This window comes from Reichenbachiella sp. (assembly GCF_965233835.1).
In the GTDB taxonomy this organism is placed as follows: domain Bacteria; phylum Bacteroidota; class Bacteroidia; order Cytophagales; family Cyclobacteriaceae; genus Reichenbachiella.
This window is the reverse complement of the sequence record NZ_OZ247585.1, coordinates 4695357-4718747: the sequence shown is the minus strand read 5'-3', so window position 1 is coordinate 4718747 and position 23391 is coordinate 4695357. Positions and strand designations below refer to the sequence as shown.

25 protein-coding genes are annotated in these 23391 nt (G+C 41.4%); 22 read left to right on the top strand and 3 right to left on the bottom strand.

Annotation, left to right across the window (positions count from 1 at the left end; genetic code table 11):
- Window positions 1-186 precede the first annotated feature (186 nt).
- Complete coding sequence (locus ACO6S2_RS20005; RefSeq protein ID WP_422360335.1) at window positions 187-561, bottom strand: co-chaperone GroES; 375 nt, start codon at window positions 559-561, stop codon at window positions 187-189.
- Between the two features lie 195 nt (window positions 562-756).
- Between ACO6S2_RS20005 and ACO6S2_RS20000 the strand changes: the two genes are divergently transcribed.
- The 9 genes from ACO6S2_RS20000 to ACO6S2_RS19960 all read left to right on the top strand — a co-directional run bounded on the left by ACO6S2_RS20000 (window position 757) and on the right by ACO6S2_RS19960 (window position 5806).
- Window positions 757-921 (top strand): DUF1328 domain-containing protein, encoded by a 165-nt coding sequence (locus ACO6S2_RS20000; protein WP_422360334.1) that lies wholly within the window; start codon window positions 757-759, stop codon window positions 919-921.
- Between the two features lie 48 nt (window positions 922-969).
- Window positions 970-1584 (top strand): porin family protein, encoded by a 615-nt coding sequence (locus tag ACO6S2_RS19995; RefSeq protein ID WP_422360333.1) that lies wholly within the window; start codon window positions 970-972, stop codon window positions 1582-1584.
- Between the two features lie 26 nt (window positions 1585-1610).
- Window positions 1611-1979 (top strand): hypothetical protein, encoded by a 369-nt coding sequence (locus ACO6S2_RS19990; RefSeq protein ID WP_422360332.1) that lies wholly within the window; start codon window positions 1611-1613, stop codon window positions 1977-1979.
- Between the two features lie 52 nt (window positions 1980-2031).
- Entirely contained in the window at window positions 2032-3075 is a 1044-nt protein-coding gene (locus tag ACO6S2_RS19985) for a DUF748 domain-containing protein (protein ID WP_422360331.1), read from the top strand.
- 97 nt (window positions 3076-3172) lie between these two features.
- A complete protein-coding gene (locus ACO6S2_RS19980) occupies window positions 3173-4054 on the top strand; it encodes an aldose 1-epimerase family protein (RefSeq protein ID WP_422360330.1) in 882 nt (293 codons plus the stop codon).
- The gene (locus ACO6S2_RS19975) at window positions 4020-4922 is read left to right on the top strand and encodes a DUF1684 domain-containing protein (protein ID WP_422360329.1); all 903 of its coding nucleotides are present in this window, start codon (window positions 4020-4022) and stop codon (window positions 4920-4922) included. The genes ACO6S2_RS19980 and ACO6S2_RS19975 overlap by 35 nt, the downstream gene beginning before the upstream one ends.
- On the top strand, window positions 4919-5239 hold the full coding sequence (locus ACO6S2_RS19970; protein WP_422360328.1) for a cupin domain-containing protein: 321 nt from the start codon (window positions 4919-4921) through the stop codon (window positions 5237-5239). The genes ACO6S2_RS19975 and ACO6S2_RS19970 overlap by 4 nt, the downstream gene beginning before the upstream one ends.
- A 69-nt stretch (window positions 5240-5308) precedes the next feature.
- Window positions 5309-5557 carry a hypothetical protein gene (locus ACO6S2_RS19965; protein WP_422360327.1) on the top strand — a complete coding sequence of 83 codons (249 nt, stop codon included), beginning with the start codon at window positions 5309-5311 and terminating at the stop codon, window positions 5555-5557.
- A gap of 3 nt (window positions 5558-5560) precedes the next feature.
- Window positions 5561-5806, top strand: a complete 246-nt coding sequence (locus tag ACO6S2_RS19960; RefSeq protein ID WP_422360326.1) for a hypothetical protein — start codon at window positions 5561-5563, stop codon at window positions 5804-5806.
- A 4-nt stretch (window positions 5807-5810) separates the two neighbouring features.
- Here ACO6S2_RS19960 and ACO6S2_RS19955 read toward each other — a convergent pair whose 3' ends face one another.
- Window positions 5811-6317: a metallophosphoesterase family protein gene (locus tag ACO6S2_RS19955; protein WP_422360325.1), complete on the bottom strand. Its 507-nt coding sequence runs from the start codon at window positions 6315-6317 to the stop codon at window positions 5811-5813.
- Window positions 6318-6419: 102 nt separating this feature from the next.
- Between ACO6S2_RS19955 and ACO6S2_RS19950 the strand changes: the two genes are divergently transcribed.
- Window positions 6420-6947, top strand: a complete 528-nt coding sequence (locus ACO6S2_RS19950; protein ID WP_422360324.1) for a 3-hydroxyanthranilate 3,4-dioxygenase — start codon at window positions 6420-6422, stop codon at window positions 6945-6947.
- Window positions 6948-7040: 93 nt separating this feature from the next.
- Entirely contained in the window at window positions 7041-8339 is a 1299-nt protein-coding gene (gene kynU / locus ACO6S2_RS19945) for a kynureninase (RefSeq protein WP_422360323.1), read from the top strand.
- Here the strand turns inward: kynU and ACO6S2_RS19940 are convergent.
- On the bottom strand, window positions 8336-8578 hold the full coding sequence (locus ACO6S2_RS19940; protein ID WP_422360322.1) for a hypothetical protein: 243 nt from the start codon (window positions 8576-8578) through the stop codon (window positions 8336-8338). The two genes, kynU and ACO6S2_RS19940, sit on opposite strands and share 4 nt — an antisense overlap.
- A gap of 175 nt (window positions 8579-8753) precedes the next feature.
- On the opposite strand from ACO6S2_RS19940, the gene nirB reads away from it, so the two are divergent.
- The 11 genes from nirB (at window position 8754) to ACO6S2_RS19885 (ending at window position 23293) form a co-directional block, all read left to right on the top strand.
- Window positions 8754-11258, top strand: a complete 2505-nt coding sequence (gene nirB, locus ACO6S2_RS19935) for a nitrite reductase large subunit NirB (protein ID WP_422360321.1) — start codon at window positions 8754-8756, stop codon at window positions 11256-11258.
- Window positions 11259-11265: 7 nt separating this feature from the next.
- A complete protein-coding gene (gene nirD, locus ACO6S2_RS19930; protein WP_422360320.1) occupies window positions 11266-11640 on the top strand; it encodes a nitrite reductase small subunit NirD in 375 nt (124 codons plus the stop codon).
- Window positions 11641-11680: 40 nt separating this feature from the next.
- Window positions 11681-13054, top strand: a complete 1374-nt coding sequence (locus ACO6S2_RS19925) for an ATP-binding protein (RefSeq protein ID WP_422360319.1) — start codon at window positions 11681-11683, stop codon at window positions 13052-13054.
- A gap of 4 nt (window positions 13055-13058) precedes the next feature.
- The gene (locus ACO6S2_RS19920; protein WP_422360318.1) at window positions 13059-13736 is read left to right on the top strand and encodes a response regulator transcription factor; all 678 of its coding nucleotides are present in this window, start codon (window positions 13059-13061) and stop codon (window positions 13734-13736) included.
- A gap of 243 nt (window positions 13737-13979) precedes the next feature.
- Window positions 13980-17513 carry a molybdopterin-dependent oxidoreductase gene (locus tag ACO6S2_RS19915; RefSeq protein ID WP_422360317.1) on the top strand — a complete coding sequence of 1178 codons (3534 nt, stop codon included), beginning with the start codon at window positions 13980-13982 and terminating at the stop codon, window positions 17511-17513.
- Window positions 17514-17543: 30 nt separating this feature from the next.
- Window positions 17544-18965, top strand: coding sequence for a rubredoxin (locus ACO6S2_RS19910; RefSeq protein ID WP_422360316.1), 1422 nt, complete (start codon window positions 17544-17546; stop codon window positions 18963-18965).
- A gap of 178 nt (window positions 18966-19143) precedes the next feature.
- A complete protein-coding gene (locus tag ACO6S2_RS19905; protein WP_422360315.1) occupies window positions 19144-19641 on the top strand; it encodes a hypothetical protein in 498 nt (165 codons plus the stop codon).
- A 234-nt stretch (window positions 19642-19875) separates the two neighbouring features.
- On the top strand, window positions 19876-20949 hold the full coding sequence (locus ACO6S2_RS19900) for an FISUMP domain-containing protein (RefSeq protein ID WP_422360314.1): 1074 nt from the start codon (window positions 19876-19878) through the stop codon (window positions 20947-20949).
- A gap of 145 nt (window positions 20950-21094) precedes the next feature.
- On the top strand, window positions 21095-21532 hold the full coding sequence (locus ACO6S2_RS19895; RefSeq protein ID WP_422360313.1) for a hypothetical protein: 438 nt from the start codon (window positions 21095-21097) through the stop codon (window positions 21530-21532).
- Between the two features lie 240 nt (window positions 21533-21772).
- Entirely contained in the window at window positions 21773-22384 is a 612-nt protein-coding gene (locus tag ACO6S2_RS19890) for a hypothetical protein (RefSeq protein ID WP_422360312.1), read from the top strand.
- Between the two features lie 30 nt (window positions 22385-22414).
- Entirely contained in the window at window positions 22415-23293 is an 879-nt protein-coding gene (locus tag ACO6S2_RS19885) for a hypothetical protein (protein WP_422360311.1), read from the top strand.
- The last annotated feature ends 98 nt before the right edge of the window (window positions 23294-23391 follow it).

The following is a 23391-nucleotide window of genomic DNA, read 5'->3' as shown; positions in this document are numbered from 1 at the left end:
TTTGAAAATTCTAGGGCAATGAGAGAAGTAGAAAAAAAATATCAGACCAAAACCATTACCCAAATGAAGACTAATAGGTTAAAAAATCGTCTTGTCGGATGGGTGAAAAATATAATGATGGATAGTACACCAGGGATGAATGTGTTAGCCACTTCACTTGTGCGAATTTCAAAATAGGTTTAACTTTTAGAGATCCTCTTCTCTTTCCAACATTAGGATAGAGGCTTGAGGAACGATGAAGTATTTTTCCTTTTGGTATATAACTTCAAACGCACCGTTTTGTAGAAAAATGGCCAGGTCCCCTTCTTTAGCCTGAAGAGGCAAATACTTTATTTTATTCTCTTCCGGCTTCCAATCGTCTTCCTCTTCCGACGCTATTGGAATCGGATGTCCGGGTCCTACTTTTACTATATATCCGGATTGAGTTTTTTCTTTTTCTTTCACCCCTGGTGGCAAAAACAACCCACTATCAGTTTTTTCTGACTCTTTTTTTGGTTTGATCAGTACGCGATCGCCTACTACAATTATTTTTTTCAGTTTGTTATCTGCTGTTAGCTCCATGGTCAATTTTTTCAGTGAGCAAAATTAGAATAATGATCAAAATTTACCCAAGCTAGCCCCATTTCTAATTGGGAATTTTCTTGGTTTGTGTGGAATAAATTACACACGTTGATTGTTGCCTTATGCGCATAAACCATGCTTCTGAGGTTGGCATGCTTTTCACACTATACCTATCACAACCAAACAGATTATCACATGTTTAGATTAACAATCATCTTTTTTGTAGTGGCCATTATCGCTGGAATTTTTGGATTTGGAGGGATTGCCGCGAGTGCTGTTGGAGCCGCTAAAATTGTCTTTTTTATTGCCTTGGTGCTTCTAGCCATATCGGTAATAACCGGAGGGTTTAAAAGACGCTAATGGAATGACAATACGGTTAATTAATTTTCAATCAAGAACATATAAGACATGAAATCAAAAATTATAATATTATTATTAATCATAATCAGCACCATCCAAATGGCCTTTGCCCAAGATGAAGTGGGCGTCAAAGGAGGAGTAAGCTTTAGTAGTTTTATTCATAATGAAATAGAAGATAAAAATATGCGTATTGGTTGGCATGCTGGTCTATATTCAAAGTCATCTCTAGGAGCTAATGTATATGTTCAGCCGGAGCTACTTTTTTCAACTAAAGGGACCTCTATGGAGTATGATATTGCAGGCTCCCAAGGACAGACTGATGCCAACCTTTACTATATCGACTTGCCCATATTGCTAGGGGTCTCACTTACTGACCAACTTAGCGTGCAAATAGGACCGTATATTTCATATTTGCTAGATGTAAGTATTACCTCTGAAGGAGACTTTGGCAGTGATCATACCGATGTAGATCGCGACCACTTGAATAGCTTTGACTTTGGTCTGGTCGGAGGGCTAGAGTATGACTTGGGAATGATAGGTGTTGGCGCAAGATATAACTATGGAATTACTAATATTGAAGATAGCGATGCTGCTGAGTTTCTCATTGGAAAATCTCAAAACTCAGTTGGACAATTGTACCTATCATTTAAATTTTCTGAATAACTTCTCACTCTATTATTAATGAGTGAATGACTAAAATAAAAGCGGGCCTCTATTTATTCATCTTTATGGCGTTGGCCATAACTATAGCTTTCACTAACATGGATATCGATGAATGGATAGAGGCTCAGCTGTCTAAAAAGGGAGTGACAGCCACTATTCGCGGTACGCAATTGGATTTATGGTCATCAGAAGTTAATGTTGATACCATAAGGTTTGCTCCTTCAGTAGGCACTCAAATAATTGCCTTTAACCTTTCTTTGGATGGCTTAGTTATAAAAGATTTGCTACTTGGGAATGGCTTTTATGCAGATCATCTGGTTTTGGACTCATTGTCTCTGGTGGCAACGCCTGCAAAAGATACGCTGGAAAGAGAAGACAAATACGATCATCAATAATATCGTGGTAAAAAGTGGGTCGGTTTCATGGAAAAATTCGAAAAACGATTCTTTGACAGCTACATTTTTGGTAGATGCATTTTCTCTCGATAGTACTCACTCTTGGATTAAGGGAAAAATGGAGGTTTATGACCTTAAGTATTTCGATGGCGAATCCTCCAGTTTGTTAAGATTAGATACAATTCGACTCGACTGCACAGAAAAATCTATTACTATCCAAAACATGGCCTGGGCGACAACGCTGTCGATAGCTGGTTTTATAAAAAAATATCCCTTTCAAAAAGATATGGTAGGCTTAACCATACCACATATTTCCATTCAAGGAATTGATTTTGTCCAAGCGTTTGAAAGAGAAAATGTGACATGTAAAAAAGTTGAGATCAATTTGCCAAATTTGAATATCTACAGAAACAGACAGTTGAGGGCTGATCAAGCTGAAAAACCGCTATTCTCTGAGCTGTTACAGTCGAGTTCGATACCGATCAAAGTCGATTCAATTCAAATCGCAAAAGGCTTGATAAGATACAAAGAGCAATACCATCCATCTAGCTTAGGAAGAATCATATTTTCAAATGTAGGAGGTCATATTTTGCATGTAAATTCAACCTCTGATGAATCAATCGTGATTAATGCAGAAGCTAATGTGCAGTCAGAGGGAAAATTGAAAGTAGCTATTAGGTTAGGGGACCAACATAGGCTTACCAAAGTCAATGGGACTTTGTCATCTATGAAGCTATCAAGTTTTAATTCTATGGCTGTGCCGCTCGCTGGGGTAAATATTACATCGGGGCAACTGAATCACATGAACTTCAGCTTTATGTATGATGGGCGAAAATCTACTGGTGACCTTTCGATGGACTACTCCAATTTGAAGGTAGCATTACAAGATGCTCAAACTGGAAATGCTAATTTTTTACAGCATATGGGTTCATTCGTAGCCAATACTTTAAAGGTTAGGTCTAATAACCTGTCCTCGCGTGGGAATTTTGTAAAAGGAACAATTGCTTTTGAAAGAGATCAAACAAAATCTGAAATCTCATATTGGTGGAAATCTTTGTATAGCGGAATAAAGTCTACCGTGTGGATTCAGAATTAATAGTTTACCTAAAGGATTTACTGATAGATTTTGGTTTTTAATATCTAGGACTCTGGGATATTGATTATTTTGCATTACCATCTTAAACAAAACTAAAGTGAAGTACTCAATCGAAAACGACCTATTCAAGGTAGAAGTAAATGAATGTGGCGCAGAGCTTTGCAGTATTTTATCTAAGAGTTCTGGCTATGAGTACATTTGGCAAGCCGATGAAAAGATATGGAAAGGCTCGGCTCCGGTGTTGTTTCCAGTGATTGGAGGCTTAAAATCAGGGAGTTATTCTTTCAATGAAAAATCTTACGAATTGCCAAAGCATGGATTTGTCAGAAATAGCAATAAGGTTCGTTTGATAAACAGTACAAGGTCAAGGCTTTCTTTTATCCTATCAAGCGACGACGAAACGGAAAAAGTATATCCTTTTAAATTTGACTTGAAAGTGAGTTTCTTCCTCTTTGAAAGCAGACTTCAAATTTTTCATGAAATAGCTAATACCGGCGATGATCATATGTACTTTTCGCTTGGAGGTCATCCTGCTTTCAATTACCCTTGGAAGGAAGGAGAAAACAAGGATGATTACTACCTAGAATTCGAGCGAAAAGAGAATAACTCAATATTCGTGCTCTCTGAAGATGGTCTTTTGACCAAAGGAGAAAAGCCTATGATGGAAGAGACCAACCGACTTCCCTTGAAAAACGGATTGTTCGATAATGATGCCTTGATCTTTACTGAGTTGAATTCCTCGGAAGTAAGCATTAAGTCGAAAAGTTCAAAGGGAAAGGTTAGCATCAATTTTGACGATTTCCCTTTCCTTGGCGTTTGGTCGAAACCTAATGCTGACTTTCTCTGTATAGAACCATGGGATGGACTACCAGATTTTGAAGACTCTGATCAGCAACTTACCCGTAAACCAGGAATCATTAAACTCGGACCAGGAAGTATCCATTATGCATCATATACTATTCAAATTTTCGAAGCTTAACCTAGCGCTAGTTTTTTTTGTATTTATTTATTCATGTCAACCAAAGGAGATTCCTTTAAGCGAGGACTATTTGAAAGCTGATGCTGAATTTAGAGAACGTCTATCTAAAGGGAGGGATCATTATTTGAAGTTGGTAGGTTTACATCCTTTGGTTCAAGGGACTAATCTGTTTGGATCTTCAGAAGCCAATAACATTCAAATGAGTAGCAAGGGTTTGCCGGCTACTATAGGTGCTGTAGAGCTTCAAGGAACTAATGCCACATTTACGGCAGCGGATAGTTTAAATATTCAGCTTTCAGCTAATGACTCCTTGGTGAATACATGGGTAGATGCATTCACAGAGTCCTCAGAAAATGGAGCGATGCTCAAGCACAACCAAATAGAATGGCAGGTGATTAAAAGATTGGATGAATATTTTCTTCGAGTGAAAGACCAAGATGCCGAAGCGGCAAAAGTATTCAAGGGATTTCAGGCCTATCCCTTACAAAGTAAATATGTAGTTGAAGCCAGCTACCAACCTTATGGAAGTACAAAAACTGAGGAAGTCAATACGCAATTGGGCACCAATCAGGAGATGGACTTTGCTGGTCTTTTGTCATTTGAGCTCAATGGTGAAGCATTAGAACTAGTAGTGGGAACCGGAGGCTTCTTGATTGTTGGAGATCTCACCAATGATGAAACAACCTACGGAGGAGGTAGATATGTCTATGTAGATTTACCAGAAGAAAAAGGAATGGTAACTATAGATTTTAACCGCTTATATAACCCACCGTGTGTCTATTCTGAGTTCACAACTTGTCCGCTTCCTCCTGCTCAAAATGTATTGCCTCTAAAGATAGAGGCTGGCGAAAAATATGCACGCTTATGATATTTCATGATAGAAATAAACTAGAAACTAAGGAGTTGGTGCCTGGTATTAGTGGTCAATTGATTCATACTGAAACGATGTCGATTGGGTATTTTGATATAGCCAAAGGTGCCGTATTGCCGGAGCATAGCCATATCCACGAGCAAGTAACGAGCTTGCTGGAGGGTGAGTTAGAAATGACGGTAAATGGTGAAACGAAAGTAATGAAAGCTGGTCATGTGGCTACCATTCCACCCAATACTGCTCATTCAGCGATAGCACTTACCGACTGCAAGGCGGTGGACGTTTTCAACCCCGTGAGAGAAGATTATAAGTAGATACTTTTTGCAGAGGTTGAACATTTAGTGGTAATATTTTATATTGATCTCTCAAAAAAACCAATCGTTATGACTAAGAACATCGCCATAGGTGTACTCTCCTTTCTCATTGTATTTTTTGTTTTGTACGCTAACATCAAGGCCAATGAAGCAGAGAAGCAGAGTATACTAGCAGAATTAAACTTGAAATTAGCAGAAGAAAACGAGACCAAAGCAAGAGAACAAGAACAGAAGGCGGTAGAAATGGCAGCTCGTGCTATGATTGAGCAAAAAAAAGCTGAGGAACTCCAATCCCAATTGGATAAGTGTAACCAGTAGCGAATGACGAAAAATATACTTATTGGTGTATTGGCTGGGATAGCTGTTTTTGCTTTTGTGTTTGCGAGGATCAAAGCCAATGAGGCTGACTTACAAAAACTTTCAGCTTTAGAAAATCTCGTTGTTGCCAAGGAAAATCAAACTAAGGCAGAGGCACAGGAAGAAAAGGCAGTACAAGCAGCTGCCAAGCTTGCCATTGCCCAACAGAAAGTTGACGAGCTAGAACGTGCTTTGGAAGTTTGCCAATGAATTATTAAGTCTTCTGCGCCCGACTTCCCAGTTTAATGACTTCCAAATCCTTTGGCTTCCCAGCTTCAAGGGTAAACCTGAGCAATGTCCGTTCCTTATGAAAACCATGTCGGCCCGCAGCACCGGGATTCATATACAATACACCCGGTCTTTTTTCATCGTGCATCACGGCCAGAATATGAGAATGCCCACAGATGAATAATTGAGGAAGGTGTTTGTTGATGAGCGGACGAACTCTCGGATTGTATCTAGGCGGTTTCCCGCCAATGTGAGTCATAAATACCTTCACTCCTTCACACATAAACATTTGATCTTCAGGAAAAAGCTGTCGCACATCCTGTCCATCTACATTGCCGTAGACACCCAACGTAGGTTTGAATGCTCCCAATTCTTCTATGATGGCTGCTGTGCCCACGTCTCCGGCATGCCAGATTTGATCTACTTCATTGAAGTAGTCAAAAACTTTTGGGTCTAAAAATCCATGAGTGTCAGAGATCAGTCCTATGCGCAATTTTTATTAGATTTGATGGTCAACGATTTCTTAGAGTGATGGTCTAACCCACCTACAATTAAACTCGAAGTTGGCACTTTTTTCTAATTAAACAACAACGCGATGCCCATACGAAGACCATTCAATTTGCAAAAGTGGATTGATGAAAATAGAGACCTTCTCAAACCACCCGTCAGCAACAAAAATCTATATGTAGAAGCTGAAGATTATATTGTAATGATAGTTGGTGGCCCAAATGCCCGAAAGGATTATCACTACAATGAAACGGAAGAATTATTTTATCAGCTTCAAGGTGATATCACCGTTAGGATTCAAGAAGAAGGTGAAGCAGTGGATATCAACATAAAAGAAGGGGAGATGTACTTGCATCCGGCCAAGGTTCCTCACTCACCGATTCGAGGAGAGAATACTGTGGGCTTGGTGATCGAGCGAAAGCGCAGCAGAGATATGGATGATGGACTCATGTGGTTTTGCGACAAGTGCAACACCAAACTGCACGATACTTATTTCTATCTGTCCAATGTGGAAAAGGATTTCCAACCGAGATTCAGAGAGTTTTACGCCTCTGAAGAATTGCGTACCTGCAACAACTGCGGGCACATGATGGAAACCGACCCCCGCTTCGTATAGAATTTTAAATAATATGTCATTTCGAAGCAGGAGAAATCTTATTGCCATTTAATATCCACATAAAAATTCTCAGCGTTCTAATTATCAAAGTTTGTGACTGCATACCAAAACACATTATCCTTCGCACAAGAATGCGACACCCAAGACCCACTTCAATCCTATAGAGATCAATTCTATATACCCCAACACAAGGGTGAAGATTGTATCTATCTGGTAGGAAATTCTTTAGGCTTGCAGCCAAAAGCCACACGAAGTTATATCGAGCAAGAACTAAAGGACTGGCAAGAACTTGGCGTAGAAGGCCATTTTGACGAACGTGCCACACGCCCTTGGTTTCATTATCATAAATTTTTAAAGAGCCATTTAGCGAAATTGGCAGGCGCCAAAGAAATGGAAGTGGTGTCTATGAACAGCCTCACCACCAACTTGCATTTGATGATGGTGTCATTTTATAGGCCAACTGCCAATCGGTTCAAGATAATAACTGAGGCCGGTGCCTTTCCTTCAGATCAGTATGCATTGGAAACGCAATTGCATTTTCATGCTAATAAAGGTGGTGAAAAACTGTTTGATCCCAAGGATGCTTTAATCGAACTTAAGCCTAGATCAGGAGAAGAGACGCTTAGAACAGAAGACATTCTGGCTGCCATAGACGAACACAAAGACCAACTGGCTTTGGTGATGATGGCTGGCGTACAGTATTATACTGGGCAGCTGTTTGATATACCTGCTATCACTAAAAAAGGTCATGATTGTGGGGGGCTAGTTGGGTTCGATCTGGCTCATGCATTTGGTAATGTACCGCTGAACCTTCACGACGATGGTGTTGATTTCGCAGTCTGGTGTTCGTACAAATACCTGAACTCAGGGCCAGGGAGCGTATCGGGTGTGTTTGTGCATGAGCGCCATAGTAGTAATCCAGACCTTCCGCGTTTCGCTGGCTGGTGGGGGCATGACGAATCGCAGAGATTCCAAATGAAAAAAGGCTTCATCCCTATGGAGGGAGCTGATGCCTGGCAGCTCAGCAATGTGAATGTGCTGCCGAGTGCTGCACATTTGGCATCACTAGAAATCTTCTCCAAGGCAGATATTCAAGAGTTAAGAAAGAAGAGTGTGCTGCTTACAGGTTACATGGAATTTTTGCTGAACGAGCTAAACAAGGACGGGGAGAAAATTCAAATCATCACACCAGCTGATCCAAATCAGCGGGGTGCACAACTTTCCTTGTGCTTAGCCAAGGGAGGAAAAGAGTTGTTTAATCAATTGGGGGAGAATGGAATTATAGCCGACTGGCGCGAACCTAATGTGATCCGAGTAGCAGCAGTGCCTATGTATAATAGTTATGAAGATGTATGGCGTTTTGTGGATAGACTGAAGCAGTTACTAGCCTAAAGAAAATTTTCTCCTATCCAGTTTAGTAGAAAGACTAGACCAAGCATAAGGCCAAATACGCAAGCACTAAATACAATGGAGGCTAGGGCACCAACGCCCGCATTGTTGGCTTCGAAGGTAGATTCCAACTGGTTGGTGCGTGAGATCCCCTCTGTAGGAGGTGTTATTTCCCACCATTTCTCTTTTTCCTTAGCTCTAATCCATTTCGGTCGGGCGAGCTGTTTTTTGAAAAGTGGCATAAGCTAATTTAATGATTTATTGATCGCCATTTATAATTTGGCACAACGGCTATGACAAGAATGAAAAAATGGAGCCCACTTCATACGTAGATATCCGGGCTATTTCTAAATTAACTACGTAAATATTTTTCATTACTTAGAAAAACTACGTAATATTACGTAATAATTCTAAGATATGGAAAAGATCATAGTCATTGGCAATGGAATGGTGGGCTACAAGTTTTGTGAAAAACTGCGTGCCAAGGCCACAAAGAAACAATTTTCAATTAAAGTATTCGGTGAAGAGCCCAATGTGGCGTATGATCGCGTACATCTCAGTGAGTACTTTACTAACCAATCTGTTTCTAATTTGGAGATGGCACCCAGGAGTTGGTACGTAGAAAATGACGTAGAACTGGTTACCGGCGAATTGATTGTCAATATTGATCGCGAAAACAAGAAAGTAACCAGCCATACTGGGTTGGAAGCTTCCTACGACAAACTGATCCTGGCCACAGGGTCTAGTGCATTTGTGCCACCGATAAAAGGGTCTGAAATGCAAGGAGTTTTCGTATATCGAACTATTGAGGATTTAGAAGCCATTATAGAATATGGCAAGACGTCAAAGAAAGCAGCAGTATTAGGTGGTGGTCTTTTAGGGCTAGAGGCCGCTAAAGCTATGCTGGACTTGAAACAAGAAACACATGTAATCGAATTTGCTCCCCGTTTGATGCCAAGGCAATTGGATCAGGGCGGATCTGATGCCTTGCAATCCAAAATGGAAGAATTGGGCGTGAACATCCACATGAATAGAAATACTGCGAGTATTTTGGGTGAAGACAAAATGACCGGCTTAGAGTTTACAGACGGCCAATTGCTAGCGGCCGATATGTTGGTGATTTCCTGTGGCATTAAGCCACGAGATGAGCTGGCTGCACAATGTGGACTCGAAGTAGGCCCAAGAGGAGGAATCGTAGTCAATGATTTGTTGGAAACTACCGATAAAGATATTTACGCCATAGGCGAGTGTGCCCTACATAAGAATTTCATTTATGGACTTGTAGCGCCCGGCTACGAAATGGCCGATGTGGTGGTGGATCAGTTGCTCGCTGGAGACGAAAAAGTTTTCGAAAGCTATGACATGTCTACTAAGTTGAAGCTGATTGGCGTAGACGTAGCCAGTTTTGGTGACGCACTATGCGAAAACGTACCGCACAAGCCGATCGTATTCGAAGACAATCTCGAAGGCATATATAAAAGAATCAATGTTTCTGAAGACGGGAAGACTTTACTTGGAGGCATATTAGTAGGAGATGCAGAAGTCTATGGCATGCTGCTGCAGGTCACTCTCAATGGTATGGCATTGCCTCCCAATCCCGAAGATTTGATTTTAGGAAGTAGAGGTGGTGAATCTGCAGAGATGGAGCTGCCAGATACCGCTCAGATTTGCTCATGTGAGAATGTCACTAAAGGCGATATATGCAAAGCTGTGATCGACCAAAACCTGGAAAACATCGCGGATGTAAAGGCATGTACCAAAGCCGGAACCGGCTGTGGCGCTTGTACGCCCATGGTCACGGATATATTCAACGACCAATTGAAATCCATGGGCAAAACAGTCAAAAAAGTATTGTGCGAGCACTTCGACTATTCTCGTCAGGAGTTGTTCGATTTGATCAAAGTAAAAGGAATCAAGAGTTACGATGACCTCCTGGATGCATATGGATCGGGCGATGGTTGTGAGGTTTGTAAGCCAGCAGTGGCTTCTTTGATGGCGAGTATCTGGAATGAACTCATTTTGAATCAAGATACGATTCAGGATACTAATGACAGATTCTTGGCCAACATACAAAAAGGAGGATCGTACTCTGTGGTGCCAAGAATCCCCGGCGGAGAAATCACACCTGACAAGCTAATTGTTATCGGTCAGGTAGCTAAAAAGTATGATCTGTATACCAAAATCACAGGAGGTCAGCGAATCGACTTGTTTGGTGCCTCAGTAAACCAACTGCCAGATATCTGGGAGGAGCTGATTGACGCAGGATTCGAAAGTGGCCATGCGTACGGCAAATCACTAAGAACGGTGAAGAGCTGCGTGGGGTCATCCTGGTGTAGATATGGATTGCACGACTCCGTGTCCTTTGCCATAGAAGTAGAAGAGAGATATAGAGGCTTGCGTTCACCACACAAATTGAAGAGTGCCGTATCTGGCTGTCGAAGAGAATGTGCGGAGGCGTTGAGCAAAGACTTTGGGATCATTGCTACGGAGGTTGGATGGAACCTATATGTCTGTGGGAATGGTGGTTCAAATCCGCAACACGCCTTATTGTTGGCCGGAGATATTGACTCTGAAACTTGTAAAAAATACATCGACAGATTCTTGATGTTCTACATCAAAACGGCCGAGCCGCTCAATAGAACAGCTACCTGGTTGAACAAACTAGAAGGAGGAATAGAATATCTCAAACAAGTAGTGGTTGAGGACTCTTTGGGTATTGGAGCAGACCTCGAAAGAGAGATGGACTTTATGGTAGATACCTATAAGTGCGAGTGGAAAGAGGTTGTAAACAATCCAGAGTTGAGAAAGAAATTCACACATTTTGTAAATGCTGACATTCCTGACCCGACCATGAAGTTTGAGGACTTTAGAGGACAGAAGAAGCCTGTAGATTGGGACAAAGAATTAGTGGAGAGCAAATAATTAAGCAATGACTGAGACAATAGAATATAAAACGGTGACGGCGGAAGAGGTAGGTGCCTGGGTAGAAGTGGCGGCTGAGAAAGACTTCCCAGCCAATGGCGGCGTATGTGCGGAACATAAAGGCCTGCAAGTGGCGGTCTTCAATTTTACGCGCAGGAAGGAATGGTTCGCTACGCAAAACCTTTGTCCACATAAGCAGCAAATGATTTTGAGCAGAGGTATGTTGGGCTCAGAGGCTGAAGAGCCTAAGGTGGCTTGCCCTTTTCACAAACAGACATTTTCATTGAAAGATGGAAAAAACCTGAACGGAGATCATTGTGCACTTGCTACGTATCCGGTTAAGGTAGAAAATGGGTATGTTTACGTAGGATTTAAAAACTAACTCAGTAGAGATATTATTTTTTGCATCAAAGTAAAAAACCTTGAAGAAGACACAGGCACTTAGCAAACTGGTTAGAATTTTTATGGCAGCTTCCTTTGGAGTTGCCTTTTTAGCTGTTATCGGTCAGTTTTTACTACTGGAATATTTAGAAGTTAAACACGTCAATCAGCCCCAGCTCATCTTCATAGCCTTAGTAGTTTTTTTGCTTTTGGTCGCTTTTGGTACAATCATGAGACCTGCCTATCTGGAATTCAAATCTATCTACGCCGCCTTGATTGAATCAGAAGAGTCAGCCAAACGGATGACGGCGGAGTTGAATAAACTGTATAACGAATTGGGCAAGTCCTACCAGGATTTGGAAGCGGTTAATATCGTGTCGGCAGATCCGACTACGCTGCTCAAACTAAATGCTGATGGAGAGATAGAGTATGTTTCAGATCATTTTAAGCAAATCATGTCGATCAATGGTGAAGCTTTTTCGAAAAATATTTTCGACTGGTTTAAAGAAGAAAATCTGAACGATGATTTTATTACCAGTCTGAGAAGCATCCTATCAAGAGGTGAGGCCTGGAATGGAGAGATCAATGTGACTGACCTCGACGGAGACTTGATCTGGTTGGATATGTCGATGCAGCCTGTGACGAATGGTGTGACCGGTGAAACTAAAATCTTGGCCATTGGCAGAGATGTAACAGAAGTGAAGGAAGCCAAACAGCGGTCTAGAGAAATCAACCGAGAAGCAATTGAAAAGCGAGTAAAGGAGCAACAGTATCGTTCGGTACTGATACTAGAAGGGCAGGAAGAAGAGCGAAAGCGAATTTCTCAGGAAATACATGATGGTATTGGGCAGATGCTGACCGGATTGAAACTTAACCTGGAGGGTATCACCCCTTCGGATTCCCCTCACATGAAGAAACGAATCCGAGATACTAAAGACCTGATGAAAAGTGTGATTAAAGAAGTTCGTCGAGTGTCATTCAACCTGACACCAAGTAGCTTGGTGGATTTTGGCATTACGCCTGCCATGAAAAAAATCAGTCAGGAAGTCACGGCCCTGTCCAACACAGTTGTGGAGTTTGACAATAAAACCAACTTCATCAATCGGCTGGACAAAAATGTAGAAACGAACTTGTACCGAATCGTACAAGAAGCGGTAAACAACGGCATCAAATATGCGCAGGCCGACAAAATTGTTATTAGTTTTGAACACAATCCATCGCACCTTATTGTTACTGTGGAAGACAATGGAAAGGGCTTTGAATTTGAGAAGCTAGAGAAAACCGGACATTTTGGAGCGTCCGGGCATGGTATTTTTAATATGAAAGAAAGAGCGGCCTTTATCAATGGCTCTTTCGATATTCAAACAAAACTCGGGGTAGGAACGAAAATTATTATCAAACTACCTTTAAGCTAGACTTATGGATACGATAAAAGTAATCTTAGCCGACGATCATGTCATAGTAAGAAACGGAATCAAAATTTTGCTCGAAAGTGAAGGCGAAGTTGAAGTAATTGCTGAGGCTTCCAATGGACAAGAAGCCATTGAAAAAGTGAGTCAACTAAAGCCGGATATCTTGATTTCAGACATTCGTATGCCGATTATGAATGGACTCGAAGCTACAGCCGAGTTGAAAAAAATATCTCCAGATACCAAGACCTTGATTCTTTCCATGCACGACGATGAAGAGTACATCATCAAAAGTGTAGAATGCGGTGCATCAGGCTATTTACTTAAGGACACGACTAAGGAAGAATTTGTGAAAGCATTGCGAAGTATCCTGGAGGGTCATAAGTATTTCAGTGGTGATATTTCGGATGTCCTGGTGAATGGCTACTTGAACAAAAAACCTGGAAGTACTTCTGCGACTGATTCTGGCGGCACGATGGTAAAAACTGATTACCACATCACAAAAAGAGAAAAACAAATCCTGCAACTGGTCTATGAGGGCCACAGCAACAAGGAAATTGCTGACGAACTCGGCAAAAGCATCCGTACCGTAGAAACCCACCGCTTCAACATCATGAAAAAGCTCGAAGTAAGTAACATCACTGAACTGATCCGAAAAATCGACAGCGAGCCTTATATTATTGGTTGATTGACTGTTTGATTCCCACGTCATCACCCGGCGTTAGTCCGGGTGATCCACTTGTATATTCTTCTGATGTTGTCGTACAGCCATCTGCCTTGTTAGTGTGGTCACCAACAAACTTCAGAGATCGAAATTGGTTGAGTCATTTTTATGAATAATTACGTATAAATACGTAATTATTCATTCAAAAATACGTACTTTTGTTCATGACTCTGAGCCTTATCAGGGCTTGGTTCAAAATCAATGGATATGAGTGCATCACAAAAGAACCTTCCGGTAAAAGCTAAAACAACCTGCTCTTATTGCGGCGTAGGCTGCGGTATTGATGTAGAGATCAATAAAAAGGGAGTCATTGAACTCGAAGGCACTTCCAACCATCCGGTGAATCGAGGCATGTTATGCTCCAAAGGTCAAAGCCTAAACTACGTAGTTCAGGATCAAAGCGATCGTCTGCTATATCCACAAATGCGTGGATCTAAGCATCATCCTTTAGAAAGAGTGAGCTGGGACGCGGCGATTGATCGTGCCGCAGCTGTTTTCAAAACTTTTATTGAAAAGCATGGGCCAAATTCTGTTGGCTTCTATATTTCAGGCCAGTGCCTGACAGAGGAGTATTATCTAGTCAACAAATTGACCAAAGGTTATATCGGCACCAACAACATCGACACCAACTCGCGACTATGTATGAGTTCAGCCGTGGTGGGCTATACCAGGACACTTGGTGAAGATGCGGTACCCATTGCCTATGAAGATATCGAGCTGGCCGACTGTTTTTTGATCGCTGGAGCTAATCCAGCCTGGTGTCATCCGATCCTATTCAGAAGAATCGAGCAGCACAAAGAACAAAATCCGAATACCAAAATTGTGGTGATCGATCCTCGAGTCACAGATTCTTGTGCCTTGGCGGATTTGCATTTGCAACTGACGCCCGGTACGGACGAGACCTTGTTGCATGCCATCGGTCGTGTATTGATCGAAAACGGCAATTTCGATTTAAAATTCATTCAAAGCCATACTGATGGTTTTGAAGATTATAAAGAAAAAGTATTTAAGACCTCAATTGAGGAAGCGGCTGCGATTTGTGATGTGCCCGCTGATCAAATCCAGCTGGCTGCTCAATACATTGGGGATGCCAAAGGTTTCTTATCGCTGTGGACGATGGGTTTGAACCAGAGTACCCAAGGCGTAAACAATAACCTGGCACTTATTAATTTAAACTTAATCACTGGTCATATTGGTAAGCCGGGATCCGGTCCTTTCTCACTGACCGGCCAGCCCAATGCCATGGGAGGAAGAGAAGTAGGAGGCATGGCTTCCTTATTGGCTGCACATCGTGTGCAAACCAACGTCGATCATAGAAAAGAAGTCGCTGATTTTTGGGGAGTAGAGTCCATGCCGGACAAGCCAGGACTCACTGCCACCCAGATGTTTGATGCCTTAGATTCTGGCGAAATGAAGGCCGTCTGGATCATCTGTACCAACCCCTCGGTGAGTATGCCCAATGCGGATCTGGTAGATCGCGCCTTGAAGAAAGCAAAGTTTGTAGTGGTACAAGATATCTCGTCGAGATCTGATACTTCTAAGTACGCTGACCTGGTATTGCCAGCAGCAGGCTGGTTGGAGAAGGAGGGCACCATGACCAACTCAGAGCGCAGGATCAGCTACTTGCCAAAGATCGTGGATGCGCCGGGAGAGGCCTTGCCTGACAATGAAATTTTGATCCGATTTGCCCGACGCATGGGCTATGGAGGATTCAATTTTCATTCCATAGAAGAGATATACGCAGAGCATTGTCGACTCACCAAAGGTACAAACATCGACATTTCAGGCCTGACTTATGAGAGACTGAAGGCGCAGGGAACTGTGCAATGGCCAGTGCCTTCTGAAGACCACCCAGGTACACTTCGATTGTTTGAGGACAAGAGATTTTATACGCCATCGGGCAAAGCGCAGATATTGCCTGGAGGCAACAAAAACGAAGGAGACCAATTATCTGAAGAGTATCCGCTGATACTGACTACTGGACGGATACGCGATCAATGGCATACGATGACTCGTACGGGCAAAGTAAATAAGCTCAACAAACACATTCCTAAGCCTTTTTTAGAAATTCATCCGGAAGATGCCAAAGCCAAAGGCATAGAAGAAGGCATGCCCGTGGTGGTAAAGAATGATCGCGGTGAAGTACGAGTTAATGCGCAGATTACAGAAAAAATTAAAAAAGGAGTGGTATTCCTTCCTATGCATTGGGGGAAAATACTTCAAAACACCTTCGGCAGAGCTAATAATATGACCAGTAAGGTTTTTGATCCTACATCGAAGCAGCCGGGGTTTAAATACTCGGCTGTGAGTGTAGCAAGGTACAACAAGCCCAAGGAGAAGATAGTTATCGTTGGAGCTGGTGCGGCTGCTTATCGTTTTATCAATTCTTACCGTGAACTGAACACGATAGATGAAATCCATGTTTTCTCGAAAGAGGAATATCCATTCTACAATCGGGTATTACTGCCTGAATATGTGAATGAGCACAAGGAGTGGGAAGATTTGCTCAAATTCAAATACGGTGAATTTGAAGAGCTGAACGTGGTACTTCACAAGTCCACCAGCATTGACGACATCGACAAAGTGAAGCAAACGGTCACCGACTCCAAAGGATTGGAGCATGGCTATGACAGGCTCGTTTTGGCCACGGGCTCAAGGGCTTTTGTGCCCAACAATATTCCGATGGAATTGCCAGGCTTGTTTACCATGCGAGATCGCTACAGTGCTGACGGATTGAAAAAATATATAGACAACAAAGGCCACGTGTTGATTGTGGGGGGTGGCCTACTGGGATTGGAGTTGGCTTCTGCACTGAGAGAGATAGACGTAGAAGTGTCTATTGTGCAGTTGTCCACCCGCCTGATGGAGCGCCAGCTCGATACCATGGCGAGTACCTTGCTTCGTCAGATGATCGAAGAGATGGGGGTGCATGTGTATACGAATGATGAAGTTCACAATATCAATGTTCGGGGAGAAAGAGACATCAAAATCGATCTAAAGAGTGGAAAGAAAATCGACTGCCAGGCGGCAGTATTTGCGATTGGCACCAGACCCAATGATCAACTGGCCAGAATAGCCAGCCTAAAGTGTGGACGGGGCATCATTGTGAATGACTATATGCAGACCAGCGAAAAGTCCATCTATGCCATCGGCGAAATCGCTGAGCACAATCAAAAACTCAACGGAACTACAGCCGCGGCTGAAGACCAGGCAGATATAGCAGCCAGGCATATTGGCGGGGATTTGAGTGCTTTGTATACTGGCACTGTGCCGATGAACATTCTGAAGTTTCCAGATTTAGACCTATGCTCTATCGGGATGGCGGATGCACCACTGAGCATGAAAGACTATGACGAAATTATCTTTATCGATAAGTCGATGAAGTATTATAAGAAATGTATCATTCACCAAGACCGTCTGGTCGGTGCAGTGCTGATGGGGGACAAGGCTGAGTTTGCAGAATTCAAAGAGCTGATAGAGAATGAAGTAGAGCTATCTGAAAAACGAAAAGAACTGCTTCGCTCTGGGCAGGCTGCAGAACCCATGCTGGGCAATCTGGTTTGTTCTTGTAGCAATGTGGGCACTGGCAATTTGGAAAAAGCCTTTGAAGGTGGGTGTACTACTTTAGTGGATGCTTGTCAAACCACTGGCGCAGGATTGGGCTGTGGAAGTTGTAAAGGGGAAGTGCAGCAGATGCTGAAGAAACATTTGGAGCAAAAAGAAGTTGAGCTCGTTTCCTGATTCCCTTATATTTGATACAAACAATTAGCAATGGAGAAGAAGAATTTGGTCAGGGTATTTGTGAAGGGTGGCATACTTTCTCCCGGAGACTTTTTACGCATTTTGACAACGGCCAAAGAGTTAGGCTCGGAGTTTATCCATTTGGGCTCTCGTCAGGATATCCTTTTTCCGGCCAAGGACAGGAGTCAGGCATTGCTGGAAAACATCTTCAGATCGATCAATACCGAATACGAGGTCAACGAGTTTACACACCAAAATATAGTGAGTTCTTATGTGGCCTTGGATGTGATGCCCAACAAAAAATGGCTCGTACCGCATGTCTATCACCATATCCTGGACAGCTTCGATTTTAGGGCCAAGCACCGAATTAATCTGGTAGATCCGTCGCAAAGCATGGTGCCCTTGTTTACTGGAAACATCAACTTCATAGCCTCTACTACAGACAACTATTGGTATCTCTATTTGCGATTGAAACAATTTGATAACCTACCTATTCCGTACGGGAAGATCATTCATGGTTATGATTTGGCTAAGGCCGCACGTGCCTTGAATGAATTGGATTTGAACGATGAATCGCTGTCGGCGGAGGATATATTTTCTGTGGTAGACCAACAAGAACTGAACACCCTGAATCCGGTAGAGGAGCTGAAATATCCTGAACCGGCCTTCCCTTATTATGAAGGGTTGAATAGAGAGCCTGGGGGAAATTATTGGTTGGGTCTGTACTGGAGGAACAATAAGTTCACAATCAATTTTTTGATTGCACTTTGCAAAAGATGCATGGAGACCAATGTTGGTAAAATCAGTTTGACCCCATGGAAATCTTTGATCATTAAAGGAATAGAAGAAAATTATCTCTTGGGCTGGGAAAAGCTGATGGGGCGATTTGGTATCAATCTGCGCCACTCTTCCTTGGAACTCAACTGGCATTTGCCGGTACTGAGCGAAGAAGCACTGGAACTCAAAAACTATTTGGTTCGAGCCCTCGACCAACAGGATATTAGCACTTCCGGACTCACGTTCACCATCAAACCTAACGACGATATCTATCTGTTTACTTCGGTGGTGATAGAGATCAATGCGGCCGAAGGAGATGGTAGTAATACCTACAATATTTTGTATGCCAAAAACTTCAATCCAAATTCGGCAGCATATCTCACTTACGTGAAAAACGTGACCAAAAATGTATTGCCTGCCTTATTGATGGAATTGAGTGTGATGTATTTCGATCAGATCGAAGACCAGCCCAAGTCGACTCCAAAAAAGGAGGTCGCTCCAACGCCCACCTCAGTATCTGAACGCTATCAGTGCAAGCACTGCCTGACCATCTATGATGCTCAGTACGGCGACGAAGCCGCCGATATAGCCCCCGGCACTACCTTCGACAGTCTGCCCGAGTCCTATCTCTGCCCAACATGTGAGGCAAAGAAAGAGGAGTTTGTGGTGGTGTGAACATACCACAGTCGATCGATAGCAATATCCACACACGTAAGTAGTCGCCGTTGATAGGCATTAGTAGTCCTCTTGACCAAATGAAATCTGTGGGTATATTTGGGAGATAGATAATGCTCATGCGCATTACACAAACGTTACAGTTCATGCTTATCGTAGATCAACAGGAAAATAGAGGATGAAAATTCTAATCACTTCAATACTTATAACAATTTGTTTTTCTAACGGAAATTCTCAGTCATGGAGTCCCATTAATGAACAATCAATTAGGCCAGAGTTAACTGATATAATTTCAAATTTGACTGAAACGAATCAACTCAAGGGCGAATTTACTGGACCTGGAGCCTATACATCGCAGCAATACAAGAATTTTGAATCGCTTCTAGATTTATGCACTGAGGAAGACTTAATCCAATTGACTAATTTCAACAACCCAGTTGTTAGGAGTTATGCGTTTTGGGGATTAGCCAGACAAAGTTCATTGATGACTGAACAAATAATCAGAAACCATGTTAATGATGATGAACCAGTTAAAACTATATTTGGATGTACACAAACTAATAGAAGTGTTGCTGAGTTTATGCTAAAAGTTGTGACACCAGATGAAGTTGATGATTGCCTCAAACTCTCTAATAAAACCCTTAGACAAATACGGAGAGAAATTGACGCACTATAACATGGTGTAGGTACGAATGCCCTTGCAAGCTTTTCGAGTCAATGCCAGAATCAGCACCACCTCTCCTCGCGGAAACTCTAGAATACCGATTACGCATTCGTGGATTCCTTAGCAGTCCAAAACTACAGCAATGGCCAAACTGACTTTTGTGGTTGTACTCGGATCGGCTATATTTCTGCTTTGATCAAACTGTGAGGGCACATCGTCCTACACAGGCGTTATATTAAATACTACATGAAGAATATGATTAAGTCATTTAAATATATAGGAATTTTAATACTGCTTTTGATACAATCCTGCGGCAATGAAGAGATCGAATTATTAGATGCAACTTACCATGTCACCAAAATTACATGTGTCCAAAATGGAAAAATTGATTTGACTGTTACAGGGGGAGTTCCACCATATAACTTTCTTTGGTCAGATCAGAGTACATCTGAAGATGTAGAAAATATCATGGAAACTGGTGAGTACAGTGTGGTGATTACTGATAGTGAAGGAAGAGCCAAAATAGTCAGTGAGATTAATGTGATCCGTGAACCTTCTAAAATAGAAATTGATGCAACGATAATTGCAAGTGATTTTCTTGAAAACAATGGATCGATTGAACTATCAATTGATGGTGGCGTACCTCCTTACACTATTCATTGGTCTAACAGTTCCGAAACAAAAGATATTTTCGATTTAGCTCCAGGTAGCTACAATGTCAAAGTCACAGATGTAAACCAATGTTCAAATAATAGTGAATTCACAATTGAAGAAAAAGCCGGATTATTAATAGACGATCGTGACGGCAATGAATATTCAATTGTCAAGAATGGAGAACAGATTTGGATGTATGATCCTTTAAGGTATGACGCTGGTGAAGAAACCAGTTATTTAAGAGATGATACATCAAATTCTGATAAAGGAAGATATTACACTTGGGAAACATCAATGAATGGAGAAACAAACAGCACTCAATCCCCAAGTGAAGTAAAGGGTATATGTCCGGAAGGGTGGCACCTACCTAGTCCATCTGAATGGATGGATTTTGAGGAGTTTCTAACTTCTGAAAAGAATCAAAATAACTTTGATATAGTTCAGTATATAGATCCAGCTTATGGAACATCACATATTCTAATCGATTTTTATGTTGGTGTTGGATGGTCGGAAGATGGAGCCAATACGTATATTTCAAACGACAGTTCAACATATATTATTAGTTGGAACGATGGAGAGCTTATTTATGCAAGTACGATCGAATACCCTAACAATCAATATTGGAAACGATATAAACATCTGTGTCACTGCATCAAAAATAACTGAATATAACAGACGCTAAAATGAATATGTAAAGTGAGTCATCTGATAGGATAATGCAATCTAGAAACCTTAGTTTTTCTAGCGACTGGGTCTCATACTCATTTTAGTTGGGCATTAGGCACAACCAAAGGTTAACTGCAATATCAAAATGACATCTGACGAACTCGATGAACTGAAGGCCGAAATTACGGGAATGGATCAATTCAAAAAAATCGCATTGATAGGTATTGTCCCTGCGTCAATTATGCCAGTCTTGGTTTACTTCTATAAGCCTGAAGAGTTTGTAATTTCATTGATCTGCCTAGTGTGTGTAACAATATACTTTGGATATACAGCTTATTGGAAACCTTTATCTAAGCTCAAAAAAGACATTAATCTTCGAGTTAGTGATTCAATAACAGCCGAAGTAACAAAAATAAAAGGAGCTGATAAAAACATCATCGTAAGAACCAAGCCGAAATTTGAACTTACATACTACGATTTGGATCGTTTTAACATTCCAGTTGAACAACTAAATACAACCACCAAACTGCAACTTACCTATGCAAGGTATAGCAAACACCTCTTCAACCTAAGCGTAGAGTAACTGTGCCTAACATGGTGTATGTACTAATGCCTTTGCGAGCTTACCAAATCAATGCCAAAACATTCACCGCCACTCCACGCGGAATCTCTAGAATACCGATAGAGTCATTTGTGGTTTCTCTAGCAGTCCCAATCAAGAGTAATGGTTAAACAGACTTTTGTGGTTGTGTTCGGATCGGCTATCTTTCTGCTTTAATCAAGCTGTGAGGGCACATCGTCCTACACAGGCGTTAGCCTTCATATGGAGATCTCACAAGAGACAATTATCGGATTCTTAACCGGAACGGTTGCAACAATCATTCTGAAAGGAATTGTTGATTTTTTTCAAAAAAGAGTTGAATTCAAAAGAGAACTCAAAAAAAGCCTCTATGATAAGAAGTTAGATGCTGCTGAAGAAGCTGCTAAGGCTATGTTTCAAAATGTTCAATCCGCAACGATAATTGTTAATGCTATTAAAAATGTCCTCGAAAGAGACATGGACGGTGAACTCTTTGAACAGATATGGGAAGCATATTTTAAGATTATTGAACAAGGGGAATCTAGCCTCTTGAATTCGACCGCACCAATGTATTTTCAACTCGATAATCCTGAATTATGGAGTAACGAAGATCAACAAAACCTTTTTGATGTTTATTCTAAAATTAAGATCCTCGGGGAGGAAATTCAGATTTATGAAGATGAACTTGACAAACATCAGGAAAATGATGAAGTCTATGATGAACTAGAGAATTATATTGAAAATGAATTAAGAGTGAATGCCAAGGAAGAGCTTAGTAAACTAAAAGAACTACTAGAAAAAAATTCTAATGCGCAACTTGCGGCTATTGAAGAAATTAAAAAAGAATTCAAATAAAAGTAGACTATCAGTCTGTATACTCTCGTAATGCCAAGATATTTCGGAACAGTTACAAATAAGGAGGTCCTAACAGGAAGAGAGATATCTGAGAAAGAGTATAAGAAGCTATTGAAAATCTCTAAGAACTTGGCGCTCTTTGGTAATTGTCAGAATCTATTTAAGATATTCCTCTTCAACTTTACCGACTTAATGGAATATCTGATTTCCGTTGATGTTCCACCGCTCAACATGACGGCAAGAACTAGCCAATTCGATGAACTGACATTTAATATAAATCGTCATTTGAGCAACTTACTTGCTTCTTTTAGGGCATATGTCGACCATATACCATCTCAACTGAACAGAAGGTTTGGTAAGAATTCTTCTCACAAGGAATCCTTTGAAAAGAAGACCTCAGAAATCTTTGACACATTTTTTGAATATCGTTTTTTCTCGAAACTTCGGAATTATACTCAACATCGCGAATACCCAAAATATCATATTGAATATAAAGCTGATCAATCATCTTCTTCGCCCGAATCTTCTGATGGATCATATCAATTCTTACTTGATCCAGATACTCTTCTTAAAAGCTACGATTCTTGGGGGCCTTGCAAAAGCGACCTAATTACCAGAAATGCCCCGGTTAACTTAAAAGAAGAATTGAACAAATTAGCCTCCCTCATGACTCATTTAGATATGTTCGTATCCAACTTCTATTTAGACGATCTAAACGAAGCTACAGAATTCATAAAAACATCCTTCAAAGCGGACGACTTTTTAAATGTAGAATATTGTGTGATCGAAAAAATGACAAATGAAGGCCAAAAGATCATTTTTACTACAAAAAACCTTTCAACGGATGTATTGACGAAACACCTGAGAAAAGTCGAAGCATATCAAAGAATTAAAAGTAACGAAGGCTAACAAACGATATAGCACATGCCTCTAAGTAGTCACTTGAAAGTGCCGTACAAATCCACTAGCTTAGAAGATATAAACAAAGCCCAGAGGCACGTGCCATA